This is a genomic window from Nonomuraea sp. NPDC049684 (assembly GCF_044465345.1).
Taxonomy (GTDB): domain Bacteria; phylum Actinomycetota; class Actinomycetes; order Streptosporangiales; family Streptosporangiaceae; genus Nonomuraea.
Window position 1 is genome coordinate 327,472 of the sequence record NZ_JBITLO010000001.1, and the last position, 13,150, is coordinate 340,621.

The window sequence follows — 13,150 nt, forward strand, 5'->3', positions numbered from 1 at the left end:
ATCTCGAAAGGAGCTCCACATGGGCGACATCATCAGCGGCTGGGACGTTCTGGACGCCTCGCACGAGGCGCTGCGCAAGGCCGTCAGCGGCATCCCGGCCGGCGGCTGGGACCTGCCCACCCCCTGCTCCGAGTGGAGCGTCACCAAGGTCTTCAAGCACGCGGTGGGCGACCAGATCGGCTTCGCCGCCACGCTCACGGGCGAGGCCGGCCCGGCGTTCAACCCGTTCGACCCGCCCGCCGAGCCGGGCGCCGACCCGGCGGCCGAGCTGGAGGACGCGCTGACCCGCTCGGCCAGGGCGTGGGCCGCGGTCGACCGCGACGCCGCCGAGGTGGCCACGCCGGTGCCGCCGAACAAGATGTCGCCGTGGGCCGGCTCGACGGCGTGCGCGCTCGACGCGGCCGTGCACGCCTGGGACATCGCCGTGGCCACCGGCCAGCCCTCGCCGCTGACGGCGGAGATGGCCGGCCCGCTGCTGGAGGTCGCCCGGCAGATCGCCGACCCGCTGCGCCCGTGGGGCGCCTACGCCCCGGCGCTCCCGGACGACGCCTCCGGCGACGAGGTCGCCGCCCTGCTGCGCTACCTCGGCCGCGACCCGCACTGGTCGCCGGCCGCCTGAGGCCCGTGTGCGCCCCGCCCGGCAGCGGGGCGCACGGGGCGGATCAGGAGAACTTGGTCTTCGGACGCTCCTCGCGCTCGCCGTCGACGAAGATGTCCAGCTTCTCGTTGTAGAAGGCGATCAGCCCGGCCACGCGCTCGCTCTCGGGCAGCGGCGTGCGGTAGGACCAGGCCAGGTCCTTCTTCCCGTTGACCGACCAGTACTCCGCCGTCCCCTTGTACGGGCAGTGGGTGGCGGTGTCGGTGCGCTCCAGCAGGTCGAGCCGCACGTCGGTCTTGGGCAGGTAGTAGCGGGCCGGCAGGCCGGTCTCGAACAGGATGCGGGCGTTGCGCGAGTCGGCCACGGTGACCCCGTCGACCTCCACCCGGATGTGCCGCGAGCTCGGCAGGATGTCCACCCGCGTGTACGGGTCGCGGGCGTGCACGTAGACCTCCTCGTCCTCCTCGAACCAGGCGTCCATGGCGTCCCAGTCGAAGCGCACGTGGCCGCGGATCTCCTCCAGCGGCGAGTCGTCGTAGACCAGCGCCGCCTCCGGGGCCTGCGCGGCGCCCGAGGTGACGGTGTGGACGGCGGCCTCGCCCCTGCTCGGGGAGTGCCTGGACGCGCCGGTCGGCTTGAGCGCCGCCTGCTCGACGTCCTGGAGGGGGAAGTAGTAGGTGGGATAGAAGGGGCCTTCCCACACCAGCAGGGCCCGGGTCGTGTCGGCGATCGGCCGGCCGCCCAGATAGGTCCGCACGCGCTTGGCCGACCGCTCGACGCGGACCCGGCCCCGGTTCGTGGCATCCATGTCCCCGCCAACCCGTGTGGCGGCGGGGAAATTCCGTCCCTCAGACCCCGAACAGCGCGAGCGTCACCCACGTGGTGAGCGTGCCGGTGACCGCGCCCGCCGCGACCTGCGCCCACGTGTGATGGGCGAGGCGGACCCTGGCCCAGCACACCAGTGCCACCACGGCCGCGCCGGCGATCGCCACCGGCACGGCGGGCAGCACGTGCGCCAGCACCACCACCGTGCCCGCCGAGACGGCGGCGTGGAAGGAGATCTTCCAGCGGGTGGTGATCGGCACGGTGACCGCCAGGGCGACCAGCATCGCGGTCACCGTGGCCACCAGCAGCCGCGGCGCGCCCAGCACGACCAGCAGCGCGAGCGCGACCAGCACGGCGGCCACGGCGGCCAGCAGCGGGCCGGTGCGGCGCGCCCGGTCGACGATGTGGTGGGAGTCCAGCCGCCCCGAGCGCACGCCGAGCGCGATCACCGCCGCCGGCACGCCGCCGCAGAACGCCGAGGCCACCAGCCCCCAGGCCGCGCCGGCCCATCCCTGGGCGAGCAGCCCCACGGCGGGGGGCATGACGATCACCAGCACTTGCGGTGCCAGCAGGTTCGTCACCCGCTTCGCCACCAGGTCGGCCATCATGGCATGAAAGGTTACGCGATCATGGCCGCTGCCCGTTTCAGCGACGCCCCCGGCGGAGCGGCGGGTCAGCCCTTGCCGGCGGCGTTCACGATGCGGGTCGTGGAGCGGTCGGGGATGGCCGCCATCTCCCAGCACTCGGCGCCCAGGATGGCCGCCGCGGTGGCGCGCGCGCCCGCGTGCGGGTCGCCGGCCGTGTGGGCCAGCGCGCCGGGCCGCATCGGCGCGAGCAGGTCGATGTAGTCCTCGGGACCGTGGGCCTCGGGCGGCCCGGCCACCACGAACACGCCGGACACGCAGCGCAGCGCGGCCAGCACCTCGGCCCGCTCCGCCGCCGGGTTGAACGGCCGGCTGGGCCCCTTCCACGCCCGCACGCGCGGGTCGTCCTCCACGCCGACCACCAGGGGCAGCCCGCGGGCGGCCACGGCGCCCAGGTAGCGCACGTGGCCGACGTGCAGGATGTCGAAGACGCCCGTCACGACGGCCGCCCCGGGCCGGTCGTACGGCTCCACCCAGACGGCCTCCAGGCTGCTCACGCGACCTCCTCCGACGGCCGGGCGAGTAGGCTGCTGTGCACGCTTTGCTCCCCCACGGGCCTAGACGACTCGTCGATCGCAGCGTACTCGGTCGCCGCGGCAGGTCGTGCAGGCGACCTTGGAAAGAGCATTCCTACCTTTTCGCGATAATCTCTCGCCCCCTGCCCGCGCGTCTCATGACGTCACCTGATTCGGGGGAGGTCGCCGTGGCGCCGAGGGACTCAGACCATGCCGACGGGGGTGAAGCACCCGGGGGCCGTGACCTCGCGGTCCGGCTTCCGGGGGTTCCGTCCCAGGTCTCGCGGGCCAGGGGGCTCGTGACGGCCGCGCTCGGCCGCGATCACCCGTTCCATGACGACGTGGTGCTGCTCACCAGCGAGCTGGCCACGAACGCGATCCTGCACACCCGGTCCGGGGACGGCGGCTCGTTCACGGTGTCGGTGCTCAGCTCGGACACCACGGTCCGGGTGTGCGTGGCCGACGGCGGCGCGGACGGCCCGCCGTGCGTGTGCCGGACCGCTCCGCAGGCGACCAGCGGCCGGGGGCTGCCGCTGATCGAGGCGCTCAGCCATCGCTGGGGGTTCGTCCGCGAGGGGGGCTCGACGACCGTCTGGTTCGAGCTGACGCAGGCCCGCGTGGCCGCCGGGCAGGAGCCGTGCGTCACAGGTCGAGCCGGCACAACCCTTCGGCCAGCGCCTTCGTGGTGAGCCTGGTGCGGCTGTCGCAGCCCAGCTTGGCGAAGATGTGCTCCAGATGGGTGGTCACCGTCCGGACGCTCAGCACCAGGCAGGCCGCGATCTGCGGGTTGGAGTCGCCGGCCGCGACCCGGGTGAGCACGTCGACCTCGCGGCCGGTCAGGTCGTAGGGCAGCGGGCAGGGCCGTTCGGCGGCGACCGCGCCCTGCAGCGAGCCCTGGTAGCCGACGCCGGCCCGCAGCAGCCGCACCTCGTGCCAGCGGCCGCCGCCGTCGAGCCACAGGCCGCGGCGGCTCAGCTCGCGCGAGTCGATGAACGCGCGGGCGAAGGCCGCCATGGCGGGGTCGTCCCACAGCTCGCGGGAGACCTCGTGGCCGGGCACCGCGCGGCGCTCGCCGAGCCGGTCGAAGGCGACCGCGCGGAAGTCGGGCGGCAGCCCGGCCGGGTCGATCACGCACCGGGTCAGGTCGGTGACGTGCGCGAGCATCGGGCTCACGGCGGCGACCAGGGCGCCCGACAGCAGCGGGAAGGCGTCCTTGGCGGCCAGGTGGAGCAGGCCGGTGTAGCGGCCGCCGTCGGCCAGGAACAGCGGCGCGGTCAGCCCGGCCCGCCAGCCGTAGGGGGCCAGGTGGCGGCGGAAGTACCGTTCGGTGCCCGGCTGCGGCATGGGCACCGGCCGCCGCCCGGCGATGGCCTCGCGGCAGGCGTCGAGCGCGGCGTACTCCTCGGCGGCGTCGCGGTCGATGCGGCGGTGGCCGTCGGAGACGACGCTGTGGTGCCGGCCGGTGGCGGGGTCGAAGGCGACGAACTCGTAGGCGTCGAGCGGGACCACCTCGCGCAGCGCCGCCATCGCCGCGTGCGCGCCGCCGCCGCCCGCGACCTGGTAGCCGACCTCGGCGAACGCCTGCAACTGGCGGACGCTCAAGGTGATCTCAGCCACGTGCTCTTTTATATCATTTGCCATTCCTTGACCGGCTGTTGAAGATTTTCTTCACGGCCGCCGCGGTGCTACGGTGGCAGGCATGCAGCGCGCTTCCGTCACGACGACGCCGGACACGGTCCCGGCGCGCTGATTCCATGCATCCCGGGCGGGCGCCCGGGAGCTGGTCGTTCGCCCTTTCACCGCAAAGGACGATCATGAACGACCACCGCAGGCTCGGCCGCGAGCTGGAGATCTTCGGCACCGACCCGCTGATCGGCTCCGGTCTGCCCTACTGGCTGCCCGCCGGGGCCGCCGTGCGCAAGGCCGTGGAGGACTACGTCCACGAGCTCGAACGCCGCCACGGCTACGTGCACGTCAACTCCCCCGTGCTCGGCAAACGCGAGCTGTACGAACGGTCGGGCCACTGGGCGCACTACGCCGAGGACATGTTCCCGCCCATGAACGTGGGCGGCGAGGAGTTCGTGCTGCGGCCCAGCCTGTGCCCGCACCACGCGCTGATCTACCGCTCGCGCGGGCGCAGCCACCGGGAGCTGCCGCTGCGCGTGGCCGAGCTCGGCGGCATGTACCGCTCGGAGCTGTCGGGCGTGCTCGGCGGCCTGACCCGGGTGCGGGCCATCCAGCTCAACGACGGCCACGTGTTCTGCGCGCCGGAGCAGGCGGCGGCCGAGGTGTCGGCCGCGCTCGACCTGATCGAGGCCGCGCACGCCCAGCTCGGCATCCGGGCGGCCCGCTACCGGCTCTCGCTGCGCGGCGAGGGCGGCAAGTTCGTGGACGACCCCGCGATGTGGGCGCGCTCGGAGGCCGTGCTGCGCGAGGTGCTGCGGGACCGCGGCCGCGCCTACGACGAGGAGCGCGGCGAGGGCGCCTTCTACGGCCCGAAGATCGACATCCAGATCGCCGACCCGGCCGGCCGGGAGAGCACCCTGTCGACCGTCCAGGTGGACCTGTACCAGCCCGAGCGCTTCGACCTGGCCTACGCGGGCGGGCGGCGTCCCGTCATGGTGCACCGCAGCGTGGTCGGCGGCATCGAGCGCCTGGTCGCGCACCTGATCGAGGTGCACGGCGGCGCGTTCCCGGCGTGGCTCTCGCCCGTGCAGGCGGTCGTGCTGCCGCTGTCGGACGCCGAGCTCCCGGCGGCCGAGGACCTGCTGCGGCGGGCCGTCGCCGCCGGGCTGAGGGCCGAGCTGGCGCCCGCGGACCGGGGCAGCCTGGGGGCCAGGATCAGGGCGCACCGGCTGGTGCCGTACCAGCTCGTGGTGGGGCCGCGCGAGGTCGCGGACGGCGTGCCGGCCGTCCGGCTGCGGGACGGCCGCCAGGCGGGCCCGGTGCCGGTCGAGCGGCTGGCCGCCGACTGCCGGCCGCGCTTCTGAGGTCCGTCACCGGCGCTCAGAGCCAGTCCTTCTTCTTGAAGACCGCGTACAGCACCACGGACGCCACCGCCACCAGCACCGACGACACCCAGAAGCCCGAGATGTCCCCGGAGCCGGGGTAGGGCACGTTCTGGCCGTAGAAGCCGGTGATGGCGGTGGGCACCGCGATGATGGCGGCCCAGCTCGTCACCCGCTTCATGATCTCGTTGAGGCGGAAGCCCTGCTGGGCCAGGCGGGTCTCCCGGACGTTGGCGAGCATGTCGCGGATCGCCTCCACCCACTCGGCGACCCGCTGGACGTGGTCGTAGACGTCCTCGTAGTAGGGGGCCATCACCGGGTCGGCGACGATCTCCTGGTCGCGGCGGAGCAGCGTGCCGAGCACCTCCCGCATCGGCATCGAGATCTTGCGGAGCCTGGCGGTGTCCTTGCGCAGCACGTACATGGCGCGCTGGAGCTGCCTGCCGTCGCGGGGCGCGTCGTCGAACAGCGACTCCTCCATGGCCTCGGCCCGCGCGTCGAGGTCCTGGACCAGGTCGGACTGGCTGTCCACGACGTAGTCGAGCAGGCCGTGCAGCAGGAAGGAGACGCCGTGCCCGGCCAGGCGGGAGGTCGCGTCCCAGCGTCTGACCACCTCGTCGATGTCGAAGCAGGCGTTCTCCCGCACGGTCACCAGGGCGTTGGGGGTGACGAAGGCGTTCACCTCGACGGGGACGAGGCGGCCCTCGTCGAGGTGGATGCCGTACACGGTGATGAACAGGTGGTTGTCGTAGACGTCCACCTTGGGGCGCTGGTGGTCGCTGAGGACGTCCTCGACGGCCAGTTCGTGCAGGCCGAGCTCCTCGCCGACCTGGTTGAGCTGCTCGGGGGTGGGCGAGCACAGATCGAACCAGACGGCGGCCTCGGGATCGCCGACGTGGTCGGAGACCTCCTCGACGGGGAAGCCCTCCTTTTCGAGGACGCCGTTCCTGTACAGACGCGTGTGCATCAGGCGAGTTTGGCAAATCGCCGGGCATCGCGCACGGCCGCTCCCCCCGGATCGTTGTTGAAGTAGACGTGGACGTCCCGCCATCCGGCCTGCTCCACCCTCCTCGCCCAGCTCTTCAGCGCCGCCGCGCCGTAGGAGGGCCGGGGGGCGGCCAGGCCCTCGTGCAGGCGCACGTACCCCCAGTCGGCGGTGCGCCACAGCGGCGTCAGCGGCCGGCCGAGCCGGTCGGCCCAGCACAGCGCCGCGCCCCGCGCGAGCAGCACCTCGCGCACCTCGCCGGTGCACCAGGAGTCGTGCCGCGGCTCCACCGCCACCCGCACGCCGGCGGGGAAGCAGCCCAGGCAGCGGTCCAGCAGGGCGGGGTCGGCGCGCAGCGTGGGCGGCAGTTGCAGCAGGACGGGCCCCAGCTTCTCCTTGAGCGCCCCGGCGGCGGCCATCAGCCGGGCGACCGGCTCCTCGGGCTCGGTCAGCCGCCTGATGTGGGTGAGGTAGCGGCTGGCCTTGACCGCCATCACGAACCCGCCGGGAGTGCGCTCGCGCCAGGCGGCGAACGTCTCCGGCGAGGGCAGGCGGTAGAAGGCGTTGTTGCTCTCGACCGTGGGGAACTCGGCCGCGTACGTCTCCAGCCACAGCCGCTGCGGGACCCCCTCGGGGTACAGCACGCCGCGCCAGTCCTTGTACTGCCATCCGGAGGTGCCCACCAGCGTCGCCACACCCGGCTCCTACCCTGCGCCGGGTGCGTTACTGTCGCAGTCCCGGAAGCCTAGGAGGAGCTTTCACGCGATGGGCGCCGATCATTTCCACGGCCACGGCCACGGCCACGGTCACGGCCACTCCCACGGCGTGGCCGCCGCGCCGCCGTCGCGCGGCGCGGTGGTGGCGAGCCTGGCCGTGCTGGTGCCGCTGGCCCTGGCGACGCTGGCCTGCCTGGTGTGGCTCTGGCCCGCGGGGCAGGCGGCGCCGGACGGCCAGGACGGGCGGGAGGGTCCGGCGGTCGAGCGGGTCGAGGGCACGGTCGTCTCTGTCGCGCTCAGGCGCTGCCCGGCCGTCCAGGAGGGCATGCCGGTGCCCGACCCGGCCACCTGCGGCAACGCCACCGTACGGGTCGGCTCGGGGCCCGACCTCGGCCGCGACGTCACGCTGCGGCTGCCGGGCGGGCCGGGCGCCCAGCGGTTCACGGCGGGCGACGACGTGCTGCTGCTGCGGGACGGCGACGGGAAGTACCAGCTCTCCGACCACGACCGGTCCACGACGTTGTGGCTGCTGGGCGGCGCGTTCGCGCTGGCGGTCATCGCGTTCGGGCGGTGGCGCGGGGTGACGGCGCTGGTGGGGCTGGCGGTGACGTTCGGGCTGCTGCTGACGTTCGTCATCCCGGCCGTCCTGGCGGGCGAGCCGCCGATGCTGGTCGCCGTCGTCGGCTCGGCCGCGATCATGCTGACGGTGCTCTACCTCACCCACGGCTTCTCCCTGACCACGTCGATGGCCGTGCTGGGCACTCTGGCCAGCCTCGCGCTCACCGGGCTGCTGTCGTACGCGGCGCTCGGCCTGGCCCGGCTCAACGGCGTCACCGACGACACCGCGCTGACCCTGGGCATGAGCCTGTCGATCGACACCGAGGGGCTGCTGCTGGCCAGCATCATCATCGGGGCGCTCGGCGTGCTCGACGACGTCACCGTCACCCAGGCGGTGACGGTGGGCGAGCTGGCCGCGGCCAACCCCTCCTACGGCTTCGCCCGCCTGTACCGGGCGGCGGGACGCGTCGGACGGGCCCACATCGCCTCGGTGATCAACACCATCATCCTGGCGTACGCGGGGGCGTCGCTGCCGCTGCTGCTGCTGTTCAGCATCGGCGCTCAGCCGCTCGGCGACGTGCTGACCACGCCGGTCGTGACCCAGGAGATCGTCCGCAGCGTCGTGGGCACGCTCGGGCTGATCGCCGCCGTGCCGATCACGACCGCGCTGTCGGCCCTGGTCGCCGCGCGCGGCGCGCGGCCGGTGGAGGCGCTGGAGGACGAGCCGTCCGCCCGGCCCGTGCGGGCCGGCGGGCCGCTCACCAGGCCCGCCCGGCACCGCCGCTGAGCGGGGTCAGCCGACCTCGGCGCTGCCGTCCACCCGCAGCTTGCGGCGGGCGCGCTCGTAGAAGGTGGTGCCGAGGCGGACCACCTTCGCCGCCCCCGGCCAGGCGGTGACCGTGACGGTGTCGCCGGGGCACAGGTGGCCGACCACCCGTCCGTCCACCTCGACGGCGAGCCTGCCGCTCGTGGGCAGCACCTCCAGCGTCACCTCCTCGTCGGCGGGCAGCACGAGCGCCCGGTTGAAGGAGGAGTGGGCGGCGGCGGGCACCACGAGGACGGCCTCCACGCGGGGCGAGACGATCGGGCCGCCGGCCGAGAAGCTGTAGGCGGTGGAGCCGGTGGAGGTGGCCACGATCACCGCGTCGGCGGACAGGCTCACGAACGGGCTGCCCGACGGGGTGACCGACACCGCGGCCAGCCCCTCGCCGGGGATGCGAACCAGCGCGATGTCGTTGAACGCCGTCACCGCGACGCCCGCGACCACGCTCCTGATGGCCATCCGCGGCTCGATCGTGTACTCGTGGCGGTCGATGGCCGACAGCGTGCCGGCCAGCTCGTCCACGTCGATCTCGGCCAGGAAGCCGAGCTTGCCGAGGTTCACGCCCAGGATGGGCGTGGGCCGGCCGGCCAGCAGCCGCATGGTGCGCAGCATCGTGCCGTCGCCGCCGAGCCCCACCAGCAGGTCGGCCCGCTCGACCAGGGCGACCGCGTCGACCGGCACCGCGCTGCAGTCGATGCGCCCGACCTCCTCGGGCAGCCCGAGGACGGTGGCCCCCTTGTCCGCGGCCCAGCGCAGGATGGTGTCGATCGCCTTCTTGGAGTCGCGCTGGGGGTGCAGCACCAGCCCGACCGTCCCGACCATGCCCATGCGACCAGCCTAAACGGTGGCGTTCCCCGACATCCCCGGCGGCCCCGGGCGCCCGGCGGCTCCGCTAACGTCGGAGCCATGCGGCTTCATGTGGGATGCGCGATGTGGACGCACACACCGTGGAACGGACGTTTCCTGCCCCATCCGCTCCCGCCGGGAGAGCGCCTGCGCGCCTACGCCACCTGGTGCGACGCGGTCGAGGGCAACACCACGTTCTACGCCACCCCCGCCCGCGCCACGGTGGAGTCGTGGGCCCGGCAGCTCGACCCCGACTTCCGCTTCGTGGTCAAGCTGCCCAAGACCGTCACCCACCACCACCGGCTGATCGGCGCCGAGCAGGAGCTGCACGCCTTCCTCGACGCCATCGAGCCGCTCGGGCCGCGCGCGCACGCCCTGTGGGTGCAGTTGCCGCCCGCCTTCGGCCCCGCCGACCTCGGCACGCTGGCGGCCTTCCTGCACCGGCTGCCCCGCTCCCACCGCTACGCCGTGGAGGTCCGCCACCGCGCCTTCTTCGACGACGCCCGCCAGGCCGGGCAGCTCGAACGGGTGCTGGCCGCCGCCGGCGCCGAATGGGTGCCCTTCGACACGGTGACGCTGTTCCGCACCCCGCCGACCAGCGACGCCGAGCGCGACGCGTGGACGAAGAAGCCGCGCGTGCCGCGCCGCACCCGCGCGCTCACCGGCCACCCGATCGTCCGCTACCTGGGCCGCGACTCCGTCGAGGCCACGGTGGAGGGCTGGCGGGAGTGGGTGGACACCGTCGCCGGATGGCTGCGCGAGGGCCGCTCCCCCACGGTGTTCGTCCACACGCCCGACAACGCCGACGCGCCGATGCTCGCGCGCCGCTTCCACGACGAGGTGCGCGTCCTGGTGCCGGAGCTGCGCCCGCTGCCCGAGCCGATGCCCGCCGAGCCCCCGACGCTGTTCTGACCGGCCGCCGGGGCCGCGGGCGGGTTCACGTCCCGGCCGGGCGGTCGCGCAGCGTGTAGCGGATCGGCAGGTGCTTGAGCCCGCCCACGAACGTGGTGGCCACCCAGGCGGGCTCGCCGTCGAACTCGACGCTCTCCAGCCGGGGCAGCAGCTCGGCGAACAGCGCCCGGATCTCCATGCGGGCGAGCGCGGCCCCGAGGCAGAAGTGCACGCCCGAGCCGAAGGCCAGGTGCCGGTTGGGGTCGCGGCCGGCGTCGAAGCGGAACGGCTCGGCGAACACCTCCTCGTCCCGGTTGGCCGACGGGTACGACAGCAGCACCGACTCCCCCCGTCTGACCGGCGTGCCGCGTACGGCGGTGTCGGCGGCGGCGGTGCGCATGAACTCCTTCACCGGGCTCACCCACCGGATCATCTCCTCGGCCGCCGACGGCAGCAGCCCGGGATCCCGGCGCAGCCGCCGCAGCTCGCCGGGGTGCCGGATGAGCGCCTCCAGGCCGCCGGCGATGGTGGAGCTGGTGGTGTCGTGCCCGGCGGTGGCGATGATGACGTAGTAGGAGGCGGCGTCGAGGTCGCTCAGCGGGCGGCCGTCCACGCGGGCGTTGGCGATCTCCGAGGCGAGGTCGCCGGTGGGCCTGGCCCGGCGCGCGGCGGTCAGCTCGCGGAAGTACTCCAGCAGGTCGGCCAGCACGGCGGTGTGGTCCTGGGCGGTGCCGCCGCGCCGGTTGTCGCGGTCGTCCTGGCCGAACAGCTCCTGGGTGAGCCGCAGCATGCGCGGGAAGTCGGACTCGGGCAGGCCCAGCAGCGACAGGATGACGTAGAGCGGGTAGTGCACGGCGACCTGCCGGGCGAAGTCGCAGGAGCCGCCGTGGGCGGTCATCCGGTCGACGTAACGCCGGGCCAGGTCGCGGACGCGCACCTCCAGGGCGCGCATGGCCCTCGGCCGGAACCAGTCGGCGGCTATGGCGCGCACGACGCGGTGCTCGGGGTCGTCCATGTGGACGAGCGTCTTCAGGCCGGTGCCGCGGGCCCGCTGCTCGGCCAGGCGGGCGTCGATCTCCGCGCTGCGCAGCACCGGGCGCGGGGCGCTCAGCCACAGGGCGTGGTTCCGCTCGATCTCCAGCAGGTCGGCGTGCCGGGTGACGGCCCAGAAGGGGTTGTAGCCGGGCACCTCCACGCGGTGCACCGGGGACTCGCGGCGCAGCAGCGCCAGGGCCTCGTGCAGCCGGGTCTCGTCGGCGTACGCGGCGGGCGTGGCGAACACGTGCCCGGCCTCCTCCACGGACATGGTCGCGGTCACGGGCGGGCCCTCCTGTCGGATGCGGGGGTGATGCGGCCAGGAGAGCCATTCCCCCGGGGCGTGTGCGCCATTCGGCCCTGCGGCGGCCCCGGGCAGGGCAAGATCGGATGGCAGCGTCCGCGCAGCGTCGCCGCAGCGTCGCCGCAGTGTCCCCGCAGCGTCGCCGCAGTGTCCCCGCAGCGTCGCCGCAGTGTCCCCGCAGCGTCGCCGCAGTGTCCCCGCAGTGTCGCCGCAGTGTCCCCGCAGTCGAGTCGAGCAGTGGAGTGGAGCGCACATGACGGCTACCGCCGAGTCGTTACGGCAGACCTCCGGCGGCGTGACCGCCCGCCTGATGGGCGTCGAGGAGGAGTACCTGGTCGTCGATCCGGTCACCCGCGCCGTGGCCCCCGGGGCGGCGGCCGTCGTCGGGCGCGCCGCGGCCGGGCTGGGCGACCGGGTCTGCACGGAGATCACGCAGTTCCAGGTGGAGGCCAAGACGGCGCCCTGCGCGAGCGGGGCCGAGCTGGAGGCGGAGCTGCGGCGGATGCGCGAGGTCGTGGCCGCCGCCGCACGCGCCGAAGGGCTGGCCGTGGTCGCCTCCGGCACGCCGGTGATCGGCGACGTCGTCCCGCCGCCGATCACCGAGCACCCGCGCTACGGCGTCGGCATCGACAACTACCGCGCCCTGCACGACGAGCAGGCCATCTGCGCCGGTCACGTGCACATCCACGTGCCCGACCGGGAGCAGGCCGTGCTGGTCTGCAACCACGTGCGGCCGTGGCTGCCGGTGCTGCTCGCGCTCATGGCCAACTCGCCCTTCTGGGCCGGCCGCGACACCGGTTACGCGGGCTGGCGGGTCCTGGCCTGGGGCAAGTGGCCGGTGGCCGGGCCGCCGCCGTACTTCGGGTCGCTGGAGCACTTCGAGCGCACGGTCGCGGCGCTGACCGACAGCGGCGCGCTGGTCGACCCCGGGACGCTGTTCTGGGACGTGCGCCCGTCGGCCCGGCTGCCCACGGTGGAGGTGCGGGTGGCCGACGTCCCCGCCGCCACGCGCGAGTCGCTGTTCCTCGCACTGGTGGTGCGGGCGCTGGTCAGCACGTCGCTGGACAGGGTGCGGGACGGCGATCCGGGCCCCGAGGTGCCCGCCGAGCTGCTGCGGGTGGCCTACTGGCGGGCCGCCAGGGACGGGCTGGGCGGGTCCGGCGTCGATCCCTTCACGGGGGCGGCGCGGCCGGTCGCCGAGCTGGTGGCGCGGCTGCTGGAGCACGTCGGGCCCGCGCTGGCCGCGGCCGGCGACCTGGAAGCGGCCGAGCAGGGCTGGCGGCTGCTGCGCGAGCACGGCGGCGGCGCCGAGCGCCAGCGGGCCGCGCACGCCCGGCGCGGGGCGCTCGCCGACGTGGTCGACGACCTCGTGGCCCGCTTCGCCTCCCACGACTGAAGCCGG

Annotated in this window: 14 protein-coding genes; 6 read left to right on the forward strand and 8 right to left on the reverse strand. The window is 74.3% G+C overall.

The genetic code is table 11. The features are described 5' to 3' along the window. The first annotated feature begins 19 nt into the window (after window positions 1-19). Window positions 20-619, forward strand: coding sequence for a TIGR03086 family metal-binding protein (locus ACIBST_RS01515; protein ID WP_397168122.1), 600 nt, complete (start codon window positions 20-22; stop codon window positions 617-619). 43 nt (window positions 620-662) lie between these two features. Here the strand turns inward: ACIBST_RS01515 and ACIBST_RS01520 are convergent, their stop codons facing one another. The 3 genes from ACIBST_RS01520 to ACIBST_RS01530 all read right to left on the reverse strand — a co-directional run bounded on the left by ACIBST_RS01520 (window position 663) and on the right by ACIBST_RS01530 (window position 2,564). Next, on the reverse strand, window positions 663-1,406 hold the full coding sequence (locus ACIBST_RS01520; RefSeq protein ID WP_397168124.1) for a DUF427 domain-containing protein: 744 nt from the start codon (window positions 1,404-1,406) through the stop codon (window positions 663-665). Window positions 1,407-1,446: 40 nt separating this feature from the next. Further along, window positions 1,447-2,031: a hypothetical protein gene (locus tag ACIBST_RS01525; RefSeq protein ID WP_364334046.1), complete on the reverse strand. Its 585-nt coding sequence runs from the start codon at window positions 2,029-2,031 to the stop codon at window positions 1,447-1,449. A 65-nt stretch (window positions 2,032-2,096) separates the two neighbouring features. Beyond that, entirely contained in the window at window positions 2,097-2,564 is a 468-nt protein-coding gene (locus ACIBST_RS01530) for an adenylyltransferase/cytidyltransferase family protein (protein ID WP_352328879.1), read from the reverse strand. A gap of 176 nt (window positions 2,565-2,740) precedes the next feature. Here ACIBST_RS01530 and ACIBST_RS01535 point away from each other — a divergent pair, with 176 nt between their 5' ends. Continuing rightward, on the forward strand, window positions 2,741-3,271 hold the full coding sequence (locus ACIBST_RS01535; RefSeq protein WP_397168126.1) for an ATP-binding protein: 531 nt from the start codon (window positions 2,741-2,743) through the stop codon (window positions 3,269-3,271). Here the strand turns inward: ACIBST_RS01535 and ACIBST_RS01540 are convergent. Then, entirely contained in the window at window positions 3,225-4,199 is a 975-nt protein-coding gene (locus ACIBST_RS01540; protein ID WP_397168127.1) for a response regulator transcription factor, read from the reverse strand. The two genes, ACIBST_RS01535 and ACIBST_RS01540, sit on opposite strands and share 47 nt — an antisense overlap. 197 nt (window positions 4,200-4,396) lie before the next feature. On the opposite strand from ACIBST_RS01540, the gene thrS reads away from it, so the two are divergent. Continuing rightward, complete coding sequence (gene thrS / locus ACIBST_RS01545) at window positions 4,397-5,572, forward strand: threonine--tRNA ligase (RefSeq protein ID WP_397168129.1); 1,176 nt, start codon at window positions 4,397-4,399, stop codon at window positions 5,570-5,572. A gap of 16 nt (window positions 5,573-5,588) precedes the next feature. Here thrS and ACIBST_RS01550 read toward each other — a convergent pair whose 3' ends face one another. Together ACIBST_RS01550 and ACIBST_RS01555 are read right to left on the reverse strand one after the other, a co-directional pair. Further along, a complete protein-coding gene (locus tag ACIBST_RS01550; RefSeq protein WP_397168131.1) occupies window positions 5,589-6,557 on the reverse strand; it encodes a magnesium transporter CorA family protein in 969 nt (322 codons plus the stop codon). After that, window positions 6,557-7,270: a DUF72 domain-containing protein gene (locus ACIBST_RS01555; protein WP_397168133.1), complete on the reverse strand. Its 714-nt coding sequence runs from the start codon at window positions 7,268-7,270 to the stop codon at window positions 6,557-6,559. The genes ACIBST_RS01550 and ACIBST_RS01555 overlap by 1 nt, the downstream gene beginning before the upstream one ends. 70 nt (window positions 7,271-7,340) lie before the next feature. Between ACIBST_RS01555 and ACIBST_RS01560 the strand changes: the two genes are divergently transcribed. Then, on the forward strand, window positions 7,341-8,636 hold the full coding sequence (locus ACIBST_RS01560) for a YibE/F family protein (protein ID WP_397168135.1): 1,296 nt from the start codon (window positions 7,341-7,343) through the stop codon (window positions 8,634-8,636). Window positions 8,637-8,642: 6 nt separating this feature from the next. Here the strand turns inward: ACIBST_RS01560 and ACIBST_RS01565 are convergent, their stop codons facing one another. Next, complete coding sequence (locus ACIBST_RS01565) at window positions 8,643-9,500, reverse strand: NAD(+)/NADH kinase (protein WP_397168137.1); 858 nt, start codon at window positions 9,498-9,500, stop codon at window positions 8,643-8,645. A 78-nt stretch (window positions 9,501-9,578) separates the two neighbouring features. On the opposite strand from ACIBST_RS01565, the gene ACIBST_RS01570 reads away from it, so the two are divergent. Next, window positions 9,579-10,430: a DUF72 domain-containing protein gene (locus tag ACIBST_RS01570; RefSeq protein WP_397168139.1), complete on the forward strand. Its 852-nt coding sequence runs from the start codon at window positions 9,579-9,581 to the stop codon at window positions 10,428-10,430. A 25-nt stretch (window positions 10,431-10,455) separates the two neighbouring features. On the opposite strand, the gene ACIBST_RS01575 is transcribed toward ACIBST_RS01570, so the two are convergent. After that, window positions 10,456-11,727, reverse strand: a complete 1,272-nt coding sequence (locus ACIBST_RS01575) for a cytochrome P450 (RefSeq protein ID WP_397168141.1) — start codon at window positions 11,725-11,727, stop codon at window positions 10,456-10,458. A 274-nt stretch (window positions 11,728-12,001) separates the two neighbouring features. On the opposite strand from ACIBST_RS01575, the gene ACIBST_RS01580 reads away from it, so the two are divergent. Continuing rightward, the gene (locus ACIBST_RS01580) at window positions 12,002-13,144 is read left to right on the forward strand and encodes a glutamate--cysteine ligase (protein WP_397168143.1); all 1,143 of its coding nucleotides are present in this window, start codon (window positions 12,002-12,004) and stop codon (window positions 13,142-13,144) included. The last annotated feature ends 6 nt before the right edge of the window (window positions 13,145-13,150 follow it).

Coding starts and splice junctions, on each gene's coding strand:
- thrS (WP_397168129.1), top strand. CDS start 4,397: ATGAACGACCACCGCAGGCTCGGCCGCGAGCTGGAGATCTTCGGCACC.
- ACIBST_RS01565 (WP_397168137.1), bottom strand. CDS start 9,500: ATGGGCATGGTCGGGACGGTCGGGCTGGTGCTGCACCCCCAGCGCGAC.
- ACIBST_RS01515 (WP_397168122.1), top strand. CDS start 20: ATGGGCGACATCATCAGCGGCTGGGACGTTCTGGACGCCTCGCACGAG.
- ACIBST_RS01550 (WP_397168131.1), bottom strand. CDS start 6,557: ATGCACACGCGTCTGTACAGGAACGGCGTCCTCGAAAAGGAGGGCTTC.
- ACIBST_RS01525 (WP_364334046.1), bottom strand. CDS start 2,031: ATGATGGCCGACCTGGTGGCGAAGCGGGTGACGAACCTGCTGGCACCG.
- ACIBST_RS01520 (WP_397168124.1), bottom strand. CDS start 1,406: ATGGATGCCACGAACCGGGGCCGGGTCCGCGTCGAGCGGTCGGCCAAG.
- ACIBST_RS01560 (WP_397168135.1), top strand. CDS start 7,341: ATGGGCGCCGATCATTTCCACGGCCACGGCCACGGCCACGGTCACGGC.
- ACIBST_RS01580 (WP_397168143.1), top strand. CDS start 12,002: ATGACGGCTACCGCCGAGTCGTTACGGCAGACCTCCGGCGGCGTGACC.
- ACIBST_RS01535 (WP_397168126.1), top strand. CDS start 2,741: ATGACGTCACCTGATTCGGGGGAGGTCGCCGTGGCGCCGAGGGACTCA.
- ACIBST_RS01570 (WP_397168139.1), top strand. CDS start 9,579: ATGCGGCTTCATGTGGGATGCGCGATGTGGACGCACACACCGTGGAAC.